The 15,129-nt window shown below is 41.2% G+C and carries 13 protein-coding genes; 10 read left to right on the forward strand and 3 right to left on the reverse strand.

What is annotated here, in order from left to right:
- Nucleotides 1–24: 24 nt before the first annotated feature.
- On the reverse strand, nt 25–1,299 hold the full coding sequence (locus Q1A31_RS12635; protein WP_299877035.1) for a valine--pyruvate transaminase: 1,275 nt from the start codon (nt 1,297–1,299) through the stop codon (nt 25–27).
- Nucleotides 1,300–1,695: 396 nt separating this feature from the next.
- On the opposite strand from Q1A31_RS12635, the gene Q1A31_RS12640 reads away from it, so the two are divergent.
- Genes Q1A31_RS12640 through Q1A31_RS12655 form a run of 4 tightly spaced genes read left to right on the forward strand, consistent with a single transcriptional unit; the run spans nt 1,696 to nt 4,066 of the window.
- Complete coding sequence (locus tag Q1A31_RS12640) at nt 1,696–2,433, forward strand: DUF1538 domain-containing protein (protein WP_299877038.1); 738 nt, start codon at nt 1,696–1,698, stop codon at nt 2,431–2,433.
- Nucleotides 2,433–3,272, forward strand: coding sequence for a DUF1538 domain-containing protein (locus Q1A31_RS12645; protein WP_299877042.1), 840 nt, complete (start codon nt 2,433–2,435; stop codon nt 3,270–3,272). The genes Q1A31_RS12640 and Q1A31_RS12645 overlap by 1 nt, the downstream gene beginning before the upstream one ends.
- Nucleotides 3,273–3,275: 3 nt before the next feature.
- Nucleotides 3,276–3,626, forward strand: coding sequence for a P-II family nitrogen regulator (locus Q1A31_RS12650; protein WP_299877045.1), 351 nt, complete (start codon nt 3,276–3,278; stop codon nt 3,624–3,626).
- Nucleotides 3,626–4,066 carry a CBS domain-containing protein gene (locus Q1A31_RS12655; protein ID WP_299877048.1) on the forward strand — a complete coding sequence of 147 codons (441 nt, stop codon included), beginning with the start codon at nt 3,626–3,628 and terminating at the stop codon, nt 4,064–4,066. Before Q1A31_RS12650 ends, Q1A31_RS12655 begins: the two co-directional genes overlap by 1 nt.
- A 113-nt stretch (nt 4,067–4,179) precedes the next feature.
- Here Q1A31_RS12655 and Q1A31_RS12660 read toward each other — a convergent pair whose 3' ends face one another.
- On the reverse strand, nt 4,180–4,800 hold the full coding sequence (locus Q1A31_RS12660; RefSeq protein ID WP_299877051.1) for a TetR family transcriptional regulator: 621 nt from the start codon (nt 4,798–4,800) through the stop codon (nt 4,180–4,182).
- A 104-nt stretch (nt 4,801–4,904) separates the two neighbouring features.
- On the opposite strand from Q1A31_RS12660, the gene Q1A31_RS12665 reads away from it, so the two are divergent.
- The 5 genes from Q1A31_RS12665 to Q1A31_RS12685 all read left to right on the forward strand — a co-directional run bounded on the left by Q1A31_RS12665 (nt 4,905) and on the right by Q1A31_RS12685 (nt 11,909).
- The gene (locus Q1A31_RS12665) at nt 4,905–6,017 is read left to right on the forward strand and encodes an efflux RND transporter periplasmic adaptor subunit (protein ID WP_299877054.1); all 1,113 of its coding nucleotides are present in this window, start codon (nt 4,905–4,907) and stop codon (nt 6,015–6,017) included.
- Between the two features lie 24 nt (nt 6,018–6,041).
- Nucleotides 6,042–9,098, forward strand: coding sequence for an efflux RND transporter permease subunit (locus Q1A31_RS12670; RefSeq protein ID WP_299877057.1), 3,057 nt, complete (start codon nt 6,042–6,044; stop codon nt 9,096–9,098).
- A 96-nt stretch (nt 9,099–9,194) separates the two neighbouring features.
- Nucleotides 9,195–10,601 carry a cation:proton antiporter gene (locus Q1A31_RS12675; protein ID WP_299877060.1) on the forward strand — a complete coding sequence of 469 codons (1,407 nt, stop codon included), beginning with the start codon at nt 9,195–9,197 and terminating at the stop codon, nt 10,599–10,601.
- Between the two features lie 89 nt (nt 10,602–10,690).
- Nucleotides 10,691–11,323, forward strand: coding sequence for a 1,6-anhydro-N-acetylmuramyl-L-alanine amidase AmpD (ampD, locus tag Q1A31_RS12680; RefSeq protein ID WP_299877064.1), 633 nt, complete (start codon nt 10,691–10,693; stop codon nt 11,321–11,323).
- Complete coding sequence (locus tag Q1A31_RS12685; RefSeq protein ID WP_299877068.1) at nt 11,316–11,909, forward strand: histidine phosphatase family protein; 594 nt, start codon at nt 11,316–11,318, stop codon at nt 11,907–11,909. The genes ampD and Q1A31_RS12685 overlap by 8 nt, the downstream gene beginning before the upstream one ends.
- 70 nt (nt 11,910–11,979) lie before the next feature.
- On the opposite strand, the gene Q1A31_RS12690 is transcribed toward Q1A31_RS12685, so the two are convergent.
- On the reverse strand, nt 11,980–12,552 hold the full coding sequence (locus tag Q1A31_RS12690; RefSeq protein WP_299877070.1) for a DUF2062 domain-containing protein: 573 nt from the start codon (nt 12,550–12,552) through the stop codon (nt 11,980–11,982).
- 117 nt (nt 12,553–12,669) lie between these two features.
- On the opposite strand from Q1A31_RS12690, the gene Q1A31_RS12695 reads away from it, so the two are divergent.
- Nucleotides 12,670–15,063 carry a DNA internalization-related competence protein ComEC/Rec2 gene (locus Q1A31_RS12695; protein ID WP_299877073.1) on the forward strand — a complete coding sequence of 798 codons (2,394 nt, stop codon included), beginning with the start codon at nt 12,670–12,672 and terminating at the stop codon, nt 15,061–15,063.
- Nucleotides 15,064–15,129 lie beyond the last annotated feature (66 nt).

Genomic DNA, 15,129 nt, shown 5'->3' on the forward strand with positions numbered 1-15,129 from the left:
ATTTACCCTTAGTTAATCTTAAAACTATGAAGTGATAATGCGATAAATGGCTTCGAGTCCTTTTCTCAAGGTCGCTTCATCTTTCGCATAATTGATTCGGATACATTGATGTTTATGCGCCCAGTCATCTTCAATGCCAATAAAGAAGTTATGTCCGGGGATGATATAAACGTCTTCGCGTTTCAGGCGGGTATAAATTTCTTCACCTGTTATATCCATATCTTTAAACCACAGCCACATGAAAAAGGCACCTTCCAGCTTGTGCAGATAGACCGGCTGATCAGCAAAAACTTCATTGAATAAGCGCACAGCTGTCGCTGCTTTATCTTCATAAAACGGTCTGATTACATTACGGCATAGATTCAGTAATTCCTTGTCCTTAATCATTCGAGTCATTAAGGTTGGGCCAACACTGTTCGGCGCTAGAATCATAATGCCATTGATACGACTCAGAGAGCTGATGATTTCATGGTTGGCAATCACGATACCGGTTCTTAAACCCGGTAAACCCAATTTGGATAGCGACATGCACAGTATCGTATTCGGATTCCAGGTAAGTTCAGCATCGATGTAAATCGCCCCGGGAAAAGGATGACCATAAGCATTATCAATAATTAAAGGTATATTATATTGCTGCGCAAGCGTGTCGAGTCGCGATAATTCATCATCGGTAATGACATTGCCGGTAGGATTGGTAGGGCGGGAAACACAGATTGCACCAACGTTATTATGCGTTTCTGCCAATGTTTCTTCCAAGGCATCAAAATCTATTTCGTATTTAAACTGCTTAGCGTCATCCGCCGAATACTCTTCGAGTATATTGATGTTCGGCTTGATTGAGATGAACATATCATCGCTTAAACCCTGATCAGCATAACCGACATATTCGGGTGCTAGCGGGAATAGGATTTTGTTATTACTGCCGTCAGTCATCTCACCGGCAAGTAGATTAAACAAGCTAAAGAAGTTGCTTTGGCTACCATTACTCAGGGCAATATTATTCGCATCAAGTCCCCAGCCGTAACGGTCATTGAGCATATCCGCCAAGGCTTCTCTAAATTCGTCAAAACCCAACGGACCATCGTATAAACCTAGCATAGAATCGACTTTAGAACTGGAGATGAGCGCTTGCAACTCTTTAACAAAAAGCGCATTGGATTCTGGTATTAATGCAGGGTTGCCACCACCCAGCATAACGATATCAGGATTGCCGCTGTTATTCGCATTGCCAAGGTCTTCCATTAACTGGGTAATTCCAGTAGGTTGGGTAAATTTTTTGCCGAATTTAGATAAGTTCATCACAGTATTTGAGTAATTATATTTAGGTTAGCGTTACGTTAGTTTGGGCTAGGATATTAGTATGAAAGTTTGAATAAAATTGTGCTTAGGTCTAAAAAAGTTGTAATTATAACGCTTGTTAGAAATGCTGTGATGTTTAATTTTTGATGATAGTTTTCAATGTCACTTTAGGTTAAGTCTTTAAAAAGTGCCTAATCTCTGTATAAATTTTCATTTAAATAAATGATGTATCTTATTTAATTGATGTAAATTAAGAATTGTTAAATCTTCAAAATAATAAATCATTAATAATGTTAAGTTAATTACATAAAAGATACTTCTAAAACAAGCTGTCATTTCAAATGGCCATCATTTCTGATGAAGATTTACTAATAATGAATAACTCAAAAAATACACATGTTACGTCCACTTAAAGCGTTATTTTTCTCCTTATTGGGTAGCTTGCGTGATCTTTTTCCCATTATTATCGTCATCGGTTTTTTTCAACTCGTGGTTTTACAACAACCCATTCCTGATCTGGTGAGTCTACTCACTGGAATTCTGTTCGTGTTACTCGGCTTAACCTTTTTTATGTTCGGACTAGAAATGGGCCTGTTTCCGATTGGAGAATCGATGGCGCATGCCTTTGCGCAAAAAGGCAGTGTTGTGTGGTTATTGATATTCGCTTTTGCACTAGGTTTTGGCACGACAATCGCTGAACCTGCCTTAATAGCAGTGGCAGCAGAATCGGCACAGATAGCCGCAGAAGGTGGCGTGATTGATAAGACAGAAGCAGCCATGAAAAGTTATGCAACCGGCTTACGCTTGACGGTTGCCGTATCAGTCGGGTTAGCAATTCTAGTCGGAGTTCTTCGCATATTAAAAGGCTGGCCAATACATTATTTAATTATCGGGGGTTACATAGGGGTAATGATTATGACAACAATGGCGCCTAAATCGATTATCGGCATTGCCTATGATTCGGGTGGGGTAACCACATCAACAATAACCGTGCCGTTAGTGGCAGCTTTGGGTGTGGGACTCGCAAGTAGTATCAAAGGGCGTAACCCAATGGTGGATGGATTTGGTTTGATTGCATTCGCATCACTTACGCCGATGATTTTTGTCATGGCCTACGGCATGGTCATCAACTGATGGCGGGCTTATTACAATGGTTTAGTGATTTCGGTGGCGTGCTGCTTTCTACCGTAAGAGACGTATTGCCGATTATAGTCATCTTGCTTGGTTTTCAGATATTCGTCTTAAGAAAGGCAATACCTAATCTACGTCGTGTCATTATCGGTTTCGCCTATGTCATTGTGGGTCTGGCACTTTTTTTACAAGGCTTAGAACAGGCATTGTTCCCGCTAGGGAGATTGATGGCAGAACAGTTAACCAATCCAGAGTTTATATATAACGGTCTTGAAAACTTCAGTGGAACCATTCACTGGCAAGATTATAAATGGGTCTATGTATTTGCTGTCGCTATTGGTTTTAGTACCACGATTGCAGAACCTTCGCTGATGGCAGTTGCGATTAAAGCCAATGAAGTTTCAGGCGGAAGCATTGGTGTTTGGGGACTTCGTATTGCTGTTGCGATTGGTGTTGCTATCGGTATTGGTCTTGGCGCATTTCGTATTGTTACGGGTTATCCCTTGCACTGGTTTATTATCAGCGGCTATTTTGTGGTGGTGATTCAAACCTTTTTCGCACCGAAAATGATTGTGCCTTTGGCATATGATTCCGGTGGTGTAACTACATCCACAGTCACCGTTCCATTGGTAGCTGCATTGGGCTTGGGTCTGGCAGAAACTGTTCCGGGACGTAACCCATTAATGGACGGTTTTGGTCTTATCGCTTTTGCCAGTTTATTCCCAATTATCGCCGTGATGGCATACGCTCAGATTTCAGCATTTATGAGTAAACGAAAAGCCGCAAGAATCGACACTAGATCGGCCGAATTAAGCACCGCAAAAATTAATTTAAAGAGGTAAACCATGCATTTCAAATTGATTATCGCATTGGTAGAAGATGCTAAAACAAACACTATTCTCAATGCTGCCCGCGAGGCTGGGGCAACCGGTACCACTGTGATTAAAAGTGCCAGTGGCGAAGGAGCGGAAGAAAGCAAAACGTTTTTTGGACTAACCTTAGAAGCGCAGCGCGATGTGTTGTTGTTATTGGTAGAAGAACACTTGAGTCGCCACATTCTGGAAACGATTAAAACTGCCGGCGAATTTGAAACGCAAAAAGGCGCGGGTATCGCTTTCCAGATAGATGTGGAAGATGTGGTTGGCATTACTCATCAAATAGAAAAATTATCCGAAACGGTTGAGGAGAAGCTTTAATGGTAGATCAAACTAAACATCAATCAACCCTGAAAAAGCAGAAAATTCGCGTGAAGGAAGTGATGAAAAGTGACTTTAACCTTGCCGATGGACTAGATACGGTAAAATCTGCATTGCAGGAAATGGAGCATCACGAAAGTCATACACTGATTATTAATAAGCGCGATGAAGATGACGAGTACGGGATTGTATTACTCGCTGATATCGCAAAAAAAGTGATTGCTAAAGATCGTTCTCCAGAGCGGGTTAATCTGTATGAGATCATGTCTAAACCAGTAATCTGCGTACGAGCAAATATGGATATTCGCTATTGCGCGCGTTTGTTTAGTAACTTCGGTTTGAAGCTTGCGCCTGTAGTCGATGAAAAAACAGGCGAACTCGTTGGCACTGTGAGTTATAACGATATTGTTTTAAAAGGTCTGGTTAAATTGATGGATTAATATCAATTCAAACTTGTTTTATTTATAGCGAAATAGGTGCCTATAGCTAAAAAAAGTGCCCATAAGTAGGGGGGTGTGTTTCAAAATAGCATTCCCCACTACTAATTAATTTTTTACTTTAGAAAGCTATTTAGATACAGATCAATCAAATCAATGCCATCTCTTTCAAGATCTATCAGCTTAGTGGGTTCAAGATGCGAGTTTACCAAGCCATATAAATAAGAGAGTAATCCCGCTGCAATAGTATCTGCCGAGAGCTCTACTTTAAGCATGGATTGGTTTTTAAGATACCCTAAAGCTATAGCCATACTGCTGAAATAAGACGCATATTTATCCTGTAGATATGCGCGCAAGGGGGTTTCTTCATCGGTAATTTCAACACAATTCATTATAATCTTGAGCGACTGACTGAGCTTGGGATCATTCAATACAGCGGCAATCATGCTGTGTAATATTTCCCTAAACGCTACATCAGGTTTTTCAACATCGCTTAAGTGTTCTAGCGCATGCGTGATTTCTTGATTAAAGCCACCCGCGCCGTCTTCCCATAATGCGAGTATCAATGCATCTTTGTTTTCGAAATGCCAATATAACGCGCCCCGCGTCATGCCCGCTTCTTTAGCTATATGGTTCAAGGTCGTGTTAGCGATGCCTTGTTTAATAAAGAGACGCTGTGCTGCTTCAAGCAATGCCTGATAAGTTTTTTGTGCCTCTTCTTTGGTTTTTCTTGCCATTAATTAATCCCTAATTTTTGCGCATGCTATCATAAAATAAACTATACATACATGAATGTATGTATATAATATGCAACTTTATTTAATTTCTGAGTAATCGTGTTATGAACATCGATGCAAAAACAGGGAAAACCTTTTCTCTTTTCTTTATCTTTTTTTTGCTAAGTACTTTGGCAGCCTGTAAAGGTGAAGAAAAAGCAATGGCGGATGATGTCGTAAAAGAAGAGCTTGTTCGTCCTGCTATTATCTCGGAGGTTCTTGGTTTCGAAGGTACCAGTATTCGTACCTTTCCTGCATTGATTGAGGCTAATAAAAAATCTGATTTAGCCTTTAGAGTTCCCGGACAACTGGAAAAAGTAACCGTAAAGTCCGGCTCGCAAGTAAAGAAAGGGCAGTTGTTAGCGCAGATAGACAGCACTGATTATCAGAATGCTTATGATGATCGCATTGCAAAATTGAATCTCGCAAAGACCAAATACAAACAAACTACGACACTTTTCAAGAAACGTTATGCCTCTCAAGCTGAGGTTGATGCTGTGACGGCAGAGCTTAAAGCCGCTCAAGTTGCGGTAAAGCAGGCTAAAACCGATTTAACCTATACCAAGTTACGTGCACCTTTTACTGGCGCGATCTCACACGTCAATATCGAAAACTTTCAGTTTATTCAGCCACAGCAAACCATTGTTCAACTACAAAATACCAATCAACTGGATGTGCAGTTTGATATCCCCGAAACATTGATCAAAAGCTTGAAAAAGTCGGATAAATACAAGTCGATGTGCGGCAAGGTGAAGCTAGCTTCTGACAATAAAAATGAAATCAAAGCGTGCTACAAAGAACATGATTCTGTGCCAGACCAGGCGACACGTTCATATCCGGTTTTATTCAGCTTAAAAAATCCTGAAGACTACAACGTACTTCCCGGTATGAGTGTAGATATCGAATTGGATTTTGCCGCACTGGAGTTGGCTAATGACAACAAAGGCCTTTTGATTCCCGTAGAAGCAGTGTTTGATGAAAATGATAAGCAATGGGTATGGAAAGTCACCAATGATATGCGCGTCACTAAAACCGCTGTGAAAGTGATGGGAATCGTCAAAGATAATATTCAAATCATAGAGGGTTTGAGTGTTGGAGATAAAGTTATATCGGCTGGTGTAAGTTATCTTAAGGAAGGACAAAAGATACGTCCATTAACCAAAGAACGTGGTTTATAGAGCAGAATCTCGGGATAAAAATTTATGAATATCGCAGAACGTTCTATACGCCAAAAAACAGTGAGCTGGATGGTCATTGTGTTGTTAATTGCTGGTGGCATTTTAGCCTTTAATGGCCTGGGTCGTCTGGAAGATCCAAATTTCACTATTAAACAGGCGATGATAGTCACCTATTATCCGGGTGCGTCAGCCACAGAGGTAGAAGAAGAAATTACCCTGCCACTGGAAACGACACTGCAAACCTTATCGTATCTGGATAATGTGACGTCGACATCGAGTAATGGCATGTCGCAGATTATGGTGGAAATGAAAAGCACCTATCGTAAGGACGACTTAGCGCAAATCTGGGATGAGATGCGCAGTAAAATTTCAGACTTGACGTCACAGTTACCGGTGGGTTCAAATGCTCCGATTGTGAACACTGAATTTGGCGATGTATTTGGTTACTTCATGGCATTCACAGGTAAAGATTATAACTACGCCGACTTAAAAGACTATGTCGATTATCTCAAACGTGAGTTAGTGGTTGTCGATGGCGTAGGTAAAGTACAAGTAGGCGGCACTAGAAACGAAGAGTTGATTATCGAAATTAATCGTTCGCGGATGACGGCATTAGGATTAAACATCACTTCACTACAAGGCTTGTTACAAACTCAGAATCTGGTGAGTAATGCGGGCAAAATTAAAATCGGTTCTGAGTATGTTCGCATCAGTTCGACGGGTACGGTTTCATCGATTGAAGCAATGAAGAACTTAACGGTTGGACGTAATGGCGATCAATTAGTCTACCTTTCTGACATCGCAACAATCAGCAAACAGTTCGTTGATCCTGCCAGTCACATCTATCATTTCAATGGTGAAAATGCTTTAACCCTGGCGGTATCATTTGCATCGGGTGTTAACGTTGTTGAGGTAGGAAACGCGATTAAAGCACGTTTAGAAGAATTGGAATTCGCGCGTCCAGTGGGTATTGAGATCGGCGTCATTTACGATCAGCCAGGGCAGGTTGATGCATCGGTTAAGAATTTTGTCGTAAGTCTGGCGCAAGCGGTCGGCATTGTTATTGCCGTACTATTGATTGCGATGGGATTACGCCCAGGTATTCTGATGAGTATCGTATTGCTTCTGACGATTCTTGGTACGTTTATTATCATGAACATTCAGGGGATTGAGCTACATCGTATTTCTTTGGGTGCCTTGATTATTGCTCTCGGAATGTTGGTAGATAACGCCATCGTCATAACCGAGGGAATTATGATCGGTTTGAAACGCGGTTTGACCCGAATTGAAGCCGCAAACCGCATTGTTAAAAACACGGTCTGGCCATTATTGGGTGCTACGGTCATTGCGATTACCGCATTTGCGCCGATTGGATTATCGCCTGATGCCAGCGGCGAGTTCACGGGTAGCTTGTTCTGGGTGTTATTTATCTCGTTATTTTTAAGCTGGGTCTTAGCAATTACGATTACGCCATTTCTCTGCTATCTGATGTTCAAAGAAGAAATTATTGCGCAACACGATATGGCAGCTGATCCTTATAAAGGTGTTTTTTATGGTACATATCGCTGGTTGTTGCACGTTTTCTTGCGTTTCCGTTGGTTAACCCTTTTCGGCATTATTGGGTTGTTTGTATTTTCCATGATGAACTTTTCGAACGTTAAGCAGGCTTTCTTTCCTGCGAGTTCATTGCCGGTATTCATACTGGATTACTGGTTACCAGAAGGCAGTGATATTCGTGCGACTGAAAAAGATATCCGTGGCTTAGAAAACTACATCAAAGAGCAAGATGGCGTTGAGCAAGTAACGGCAACCATCGGCCGTGGTGCAGAACGATTCATGCTGACATATAGCCCAGAATTTAACTATCCCAGTTATGCCCAATTACTGGTACGTGCAGAGAGTTTTGAGCGCGTAGGAAGTCTTATGGGTGAAATTAAAACCTATACCGATGCCAATTATCCGCAGGCATTCACCAAATACGACCGTATGGCTATTGGCCCGAGTACCAAAGCTAAAATAGAAGCGCGATTTATTGGCCCTGATCCAAAAGTGTTGAGAAAACTAGGGGCACAAGCCGAGGAAATATTCCTCGCCGAAGAAGATGCAATCAATATTAAACAGGATTGGAGAGAACGCACAAAGCTGGTTCGACCTATATTTGATGATAATGCGGCACGACGTTTAGGGATTAGTAAGAAGGATCTTGATGATGCGATTGCATTAAATGTTTCTGGTTCAACCATTGGTATTTTCAGAAATGGATCGCAAATTTTACCGATTAAATTACGCCCACCAGAATCTGAGCGAAGCAGTTTTGATGAGTTAAAGAATATTGAAATATTCAGCCCGGCTAAGCAGGCGTATGTAAATATTGAGCAAGCTACCAATGGTATCAAAGTAGAGTGGGAAGACCCGCTGATTAAACGCCGTGACAGAAAGCGAACGCTTACCGTACTCGCTGATCCAAATCCTGCCACAGGCAGTATGCCAGTGCCGCTATTAGCTAAATTGCGTCCTTTAATTGAGGAAATAGAACTCCCGATAGGATATAGCTTAAAGTGGGGGGGTGAGTATGAAGCCCAGCAAAAAGCCAATAAAGCGGTGTTTGCGTTTGTTCCATTAGGTGCTTTGGTAATGCTGGTTATTACGATCTTTATGTTTAATTCGATTAAGCAAACATTAGCTGTCTGGATTACGGTGCCGTTAGCGATGATTGGTGTGACCTGGGGTTTACTCGTTACTGGCGCACCTTTCAGTTTCATGGCGTTACTGGCTATTTTGAGTTTAACCGGGATGCTGATAAAAAATGGCATAGTGCTGGTCGAGGAAATCAAACGCCTCAATGAAGAAGAGGGCGATGAAATGCTGCATGCGATTTCAAATGCATCGGTAAGTCGCTTGCGACCTGTAACCATGGCGATGATTACCACCGTATTGGGAATGATACCGTTGCTTTCTGATGTGTTCTTCCAGCCTATGGCGGTTACTATTATGTTTGGTTTGAGTTTCGCGACGGTGCTGACTTTGATTTTAGTGCCTGTACTATACGCTTTATTTTACGGTGTTAAATACAAGAGCTAGAATTTCAGTTTGGTTTGAGTATCGTAAAATTAAAAATCGATATCGAGTCTGATTAATATCAACTATAAGTAACCTGAATTAGTTGATAATGAGAGTATGGAACCCTTCTCATTTATATTGCTAGAGCTCGCTGTCATTATCGGCATGGCTTCTATTGGCCGTGGTCTGGCGTTACGTTTTAATCAGGCTTCAGTGCTCGGCGAATTGATGATCGGAGTGCTGTTGGGCAATATAGCCTATTGGTTGGGTAACCCATTAGCGACCGTGATTATGCACCTGGATGATGCGCAGAAATTGCTTGAAGAAGTGTGGCGCAGTGGTTCCAGTATCAATGATGCCGCACTGCATGTTTTTAACGGCAATGAATTAGCAGAAGGCGGAATCTCTCAGGAATTAATTTCCATAATAGTAGGTCCTCATGCAATGGATACATTGCTGATGACCATGACGCTTTGGTTATTCTCCAACCTTGGTGTGATCTTGCTGCTATTTATGATTGGTTTGGAAAACTCAGTCACCGATATGATCAAGGTCGGTACTCGTTCTTTGCTCGTTTCCATCATTGGTGTGGTCGCACCATTTTCACTGGGTTTTATTGCCAGTAGTTGGTTTTTACCGGATGCCTCAACGCCTGCTCATTTGTTTATCGGGGCTACATTAAGCGCAACCAGTGTCGGTATTACCGCGCGTGTATTAAAAGATTTAAACAGATTTAAAAGCAAAGAAGCGCGTGTCATTCTAGGTGCCGCGGTAATCGATGATATTTTAGGCCTGATCATCCTCGCAATCGTTATTGGTATTGTCTCTACAGGCAGTGTGCAAATAGCCGATGTGTCACAAATTCTCTTGTTATCGATTGGTTTCATAGCCTTGGTGTTGCTCTATGGTGAAAAATCCGTCGGCTGGTTGGTGAGTAAGTTTTATCAGGTATTTAGTAAAATTCAGGTAAAACTATTATTCCCATTAGCCCTGGCTTTTCTAATGGCAGCCTTTACAAATTTTATTGGCCTGGCATCAATTGTGGGTGCTTTTGCCGCGGGCTTAATTGTAAATGATGAACACTTTGGTGATAGTAAAAAAAGAAGCCAGCACTGTGATGAAAATGGGAGATTTGATTATTCGCCGACCACTCAGGAACTGATTAATCCGATTGAAAGTCTGTTTGCTCCGGTATTTTTTGTATTGATGGGAATGCAGGTTAATCTAAAAACCTTTCTCGAAACGCAAACTATCTGGCTGGCTGTTATGTTTACTGTGGTGGCAATCATAGGAAAGCTGTTATCTGGGCTTGCTGCTGGTAAAGGCGTGAATCGTTTTGTGATTGGTGTCGGTATGATTCCTCGTGGTGAAGTGGGTTTAATATTTGCCAGTATCGGAAAAGGGCTGGGTGTTATTGGTGATGATGTCTTCAGTGCTATTGTGATTATGGTGATTATAACGACACTGATTACACCGATTGTTCTGAAATGGTCTATTGATAGAAGCATGGTTAAAAAGATCTAAGTATTTATTACATAGCAATTAGAAAAAAGTGCACAAAAGTAGGGGGGTGACCTTTTACCGTATATGCATTGTTCTGGCATAATATCGATATGCTAAAAATTGTAAAAAAACACTCAGAATCAAATAACAATATTAATAAAGGTTTTTTAGAAAGTGCGCGGGTTTGCCCTTCGCCAAATCATGATGATCGTCCAGACAGCGATGATATTTCTTTAATCGTGATTCACAATATCAGCCTGCCACCGAATCAGTTTGGCGGCGAAGGTATCGATCAGCTATTTACCAATACGCTGAATAAGGATGAGCATCCTTTTTACGAAGAAATTGATCACTTGCGAGTATCAAGCCATTTATTGATCAGACGTGATGGTGAAGTTGTACAGTACGTACCGTTTGAAAAACGTGCATGGCATGCGGGTGAATCCAGCTATTTAGGTCGAAGCGTGTGTAATGATTTTTCTATCGGTATTGAAATGGAAGGGACAGATTTCGAACCCTTTACGGATATTCAATATCAGGTGTTAGAAACGACCATCCATTCCTTACTGGAACGTTATCCTACATTGTCGAAGCAGAATATTACTGGTCATGAACATATTGCGCCAGGTCGCAAAACCGATCCGGGCCCATATTTTAAATGGGAAAAACTAGCAAAGTCCTTAGATACAAAACTGCCTGCAGATGCTTGTAATGAGAGCAATGAGGTTAACAAAGATGACTGAGCAAACGACTACGATAATCGATATTCTCCGCCATGGTGAGCCTGAGGGTGGCAGTATGTATCGAGGTGGTGGTACAGACCATCATTTGAGCGATGTCGGTTGGAAGCAAATGCATAGAAGCGTTGAGCGAAATACAGCTGATTGGTCGTCAATAATCACTTCACCAATGCTGCGTTGTAGCGAGTTTGCTCAGCAATTAGCGGATAGTAAAGATATACCGATTGAAGAGGTAGAAAACTTTCGTGAAGCGGGTTATGGCAAATGGGAAGGACGCACTGCAACAGAAATCATGCGAGAGTCAGAAAAGGAATATTGGAATTTCTTCGATGATCCTGTCAAACATCGTCCAGAGAATGCAGAGTTATTAGAGTTTTTCACACCAAGAGTAAACGATGCATTTGGTAAATTATTGTCAGATCATCAGGGGCAGCATGTGTTATTGGTAACACACCTTGGAGTTACACGCGCCATTCTAGGTATTATTCTGGGGATGCCATTAGCAAGTCAGCAGTTAATAGATATGCCTTTTGCGGGAATGGTGAGAATCATTAATGACCGAAAAGGTCTTAGATTATTGTTGCGATAATTAGCTGAGAAAATACGCTGAGGTAATACAACTTGCATAAGGATTAGCATAAGTAAGATATGCAGAAACTCTAGGTATCTTTCATCGCTTTTTTAATTTCAGTCATCATCTCTTTTTTTGCCTGCGCTGCTTCTCTCGTTTCTACACGACACTTCCAGCGGTGTTTAATGTTCTTACGCCATATCGTGTTTATCGTAAAGTATCCCACTGCTGATGAAACAATCGCTAGAATCAAACAACCAAATAATAATGGCTGCCAGATTTGATGAAGAGTTGAGGTAAACCATTCCCAGCTTAGGTCCATCGGCACCGATTCTAATTCCACACCGAGCATCACGCTGCCTAATTTATAGGCGAAGTAGAACATCGGTGGAATCGTGATTGGGTTGGTAACAAAAACTAGCGCTACGGATATTGGTAAGTGTGCGCGATAATATATGGCGAGTATTGCAGCAATAACGGTTTGCAAGGGAAAAGGTATCCAGGTGCAAAATAAACCAATGGCAAAAGCCTTGGAAACCGAGCTACGATTCATGTGCCATAAACTAGGGCGATGAAGATCTTCACCTAAATAAGATAATGCCTTGTTCTCCCGAATGGTTTTCGGGCTTGGAGAATAGCGTTTCAAGAACTTACGTGGCATATGTTATATTTTATCTAAATACACAATTTAAATCATAATAAACAGACGAATAATACAAATAATATTTTAATGAGATTTTATTCAATTCTATTTTTATTGGGGACAGTATCGCTCCAATTGTTTCAAACCTTACCTAATAATCGTGATTTATTCCCGGTTTGCTTAGCAATGAGCTTGACGCTAATCATTGTACTATTAGCCTTTCATTTCAAGGCTAATAAAGCGTTTAATCAGATAAAATCTCAACAATTATTGATAACTGTCCTGAAATCTTTAAGTATTTTCTTATTTGGTTTTGCTTTGGCAATGTTTGCTGCAAAAAAACAAATCGATAATCGTTTGTCAAATCAGTATGAAGGCAAAGAGTTACTGCTTCAGGGTAAAATTCAGAATATACCCAATGCGACTGAAGAGGGCGTGCGTTTTATATTAAACGTTGATAAAGCAGAGCTGATTAATGATGTAGCAAATGATAAAGACAATAACAGCGTCAATAATGACGTCAACAATGCCGACAGCAAAAACACTCAAAATATTCCTATCGATCTTAAAGGTAAGGTCAGGCTTGGCTGGTTTAGACACCAGCAGTTAGTCAATGCAGGTGAGAAATGGCAATTTAAAGTCCGTTTAAAAAGACCGTCTGGTTTCATGAATCCAGGTAGCTTTGATTACGAGAAATGGTTGTTTACAGAACGGATAATAGCCACCGGCTATGTCCGAAAATCACAAACGTCTAATAAGCGCCTAGAAGAATCCAAGTGGTATTCAATTAACCGTTTACGTCAGACTATCCATGAAACCATTCAACAGAATGTTGAAAATAAATCTTCGGCAGCGGTACTTAGTGCCTTAACCGTTGCTGTTAGAACCCAACTGGACGATAGGCAATGGGCATTGCTGCAACAGTCCGGTACTAGTCACTTGATTGCGATATCAGGCCTGCATATCGCGCTACTGGCAAGCTTTGCATTTTTACCTATCATGCTGCTTTGGAAACTGTTTCCACGTTTGAATGAACGTGTGCCTGTTCGTATAGCAGGTTCAATCATGGGTGTTGTCTTTGCTTTAATTTATGCCATGTTGGCGGGTTTCACTTTACCCACACAGCGTGCTTTGTTGATGGTGGTGATTGGTGTTTGGGGGCTTAATAGCCGCAAAAATCATGACTCAACTACGGTGTTAGCCATTGCTTTGATTCTGGTGTTATTGCTTGATCCTCTGGCTGCAATGACAATAAGTTTCTGGTTATCATTTTTAGCAGTGGCAATTATTCTGTTTTTCATCAAACGCCAGCACCAAAAGCCACGCTGGATGATGGTTAAATTACAATTACTGATTTCTTTGGCAATGCTGCCGCTGACTATTTTATTTTTTGGAACAGCGTCTTTGACCTCTCCAGTGGCTAACTTAGTCGCTATTCCCTGGGTGTCTTTGGTGGTGGTTCCCTTGAGTTTATTGGCTTTGATAGTGATGCCGGTATCTACTGCTTTATCAGACCTACTGTTTAAAATAGCCGCCGTAGCGATTGATTATTTATTTGAGGGATTGGAATTAATTGATGGGACAATGCTGTCTAAATTCTATCCCGCAGAAATTCCCATCAGTTTTTTGGTTTTGGCATTTGTTGGTCTGCTTTACCTGTTTGCACCAAAAGGTTTTCCTGCGCGTTGGCTTGGTGCGGTATTAATGCTACCTGCGGTGTTATTTTCACCCGATAAAATCAATCATGGCGAATTCACTTATACCATGCTCGATGCTGGACAGGGCATGGCGTCAGTCGTTCAAACATCATCGCATACCTTGATTTACGACACCGGTACCAAAGCCAGTGAAAGCTTTGATGTGGGTAAGCTTGTAGTCATTCCTTATTTGCGATCTAAAGGTATCTCTAACGTTGATACGTTGTTGGTTTCTCATGAGGATATTGATCACCGCGGTGGCGCAAAATACATCCACGATAATATTCCTGTGACAGAAGTCATCAGCAGTGATCCGAGTGTCTTAGAAAATGCAAAAGTGAATGCCTGTGAAGGGAGTAAGAAATGGCAGTGGGATAATGTTGATTTTGAAATACTCTCACCACCCGCTGTATATCCGCAAAATGATAATAATCGTTCTTGTGTATTGAAGGTGTCGAATGGCTATCATTCATTGATGCTTACAGGAGATATCCAGAAATTGGCTGAGAATGATATGCTTGATAATTATCTGGAGACTAATCCAGAAAAACTCAAAACAGAAGTTATCACTGTGCCGCATCATGGCAGTAAAACTTCATCGACTGTTGAATTTATCGAAGCAGTATCACCGAAAATTGGATTGATTACCGCAGGCTACCGAAGTCGATTTGGTCATCCTAAACCAGAAGTTAAAAAACGCTATGAAAGTAGGGGGGTGACCTTAATGAATACGGCGCATCATGGTGCGATTTCACTTCACTTTCCAGCTAAGGATAAGGCTATTGAAACAAAGTCCTATCGACTCACAAACCATGGGTTCTGGAGTCGATAGGTATTATAAACGAATTAGACAATTCTTAAGAAATACCCCCACCTCCGCATAAACTCTATTTACGTT

The organism is uncultured Cocleimonas sp., assembly GCF_947495625.1.
Classification (GTDB): Bacteria; Pseudomonadota; Gammaproteobacteria; order Thiotrichales; family Thiotrichaceae; genus Cocleimonas.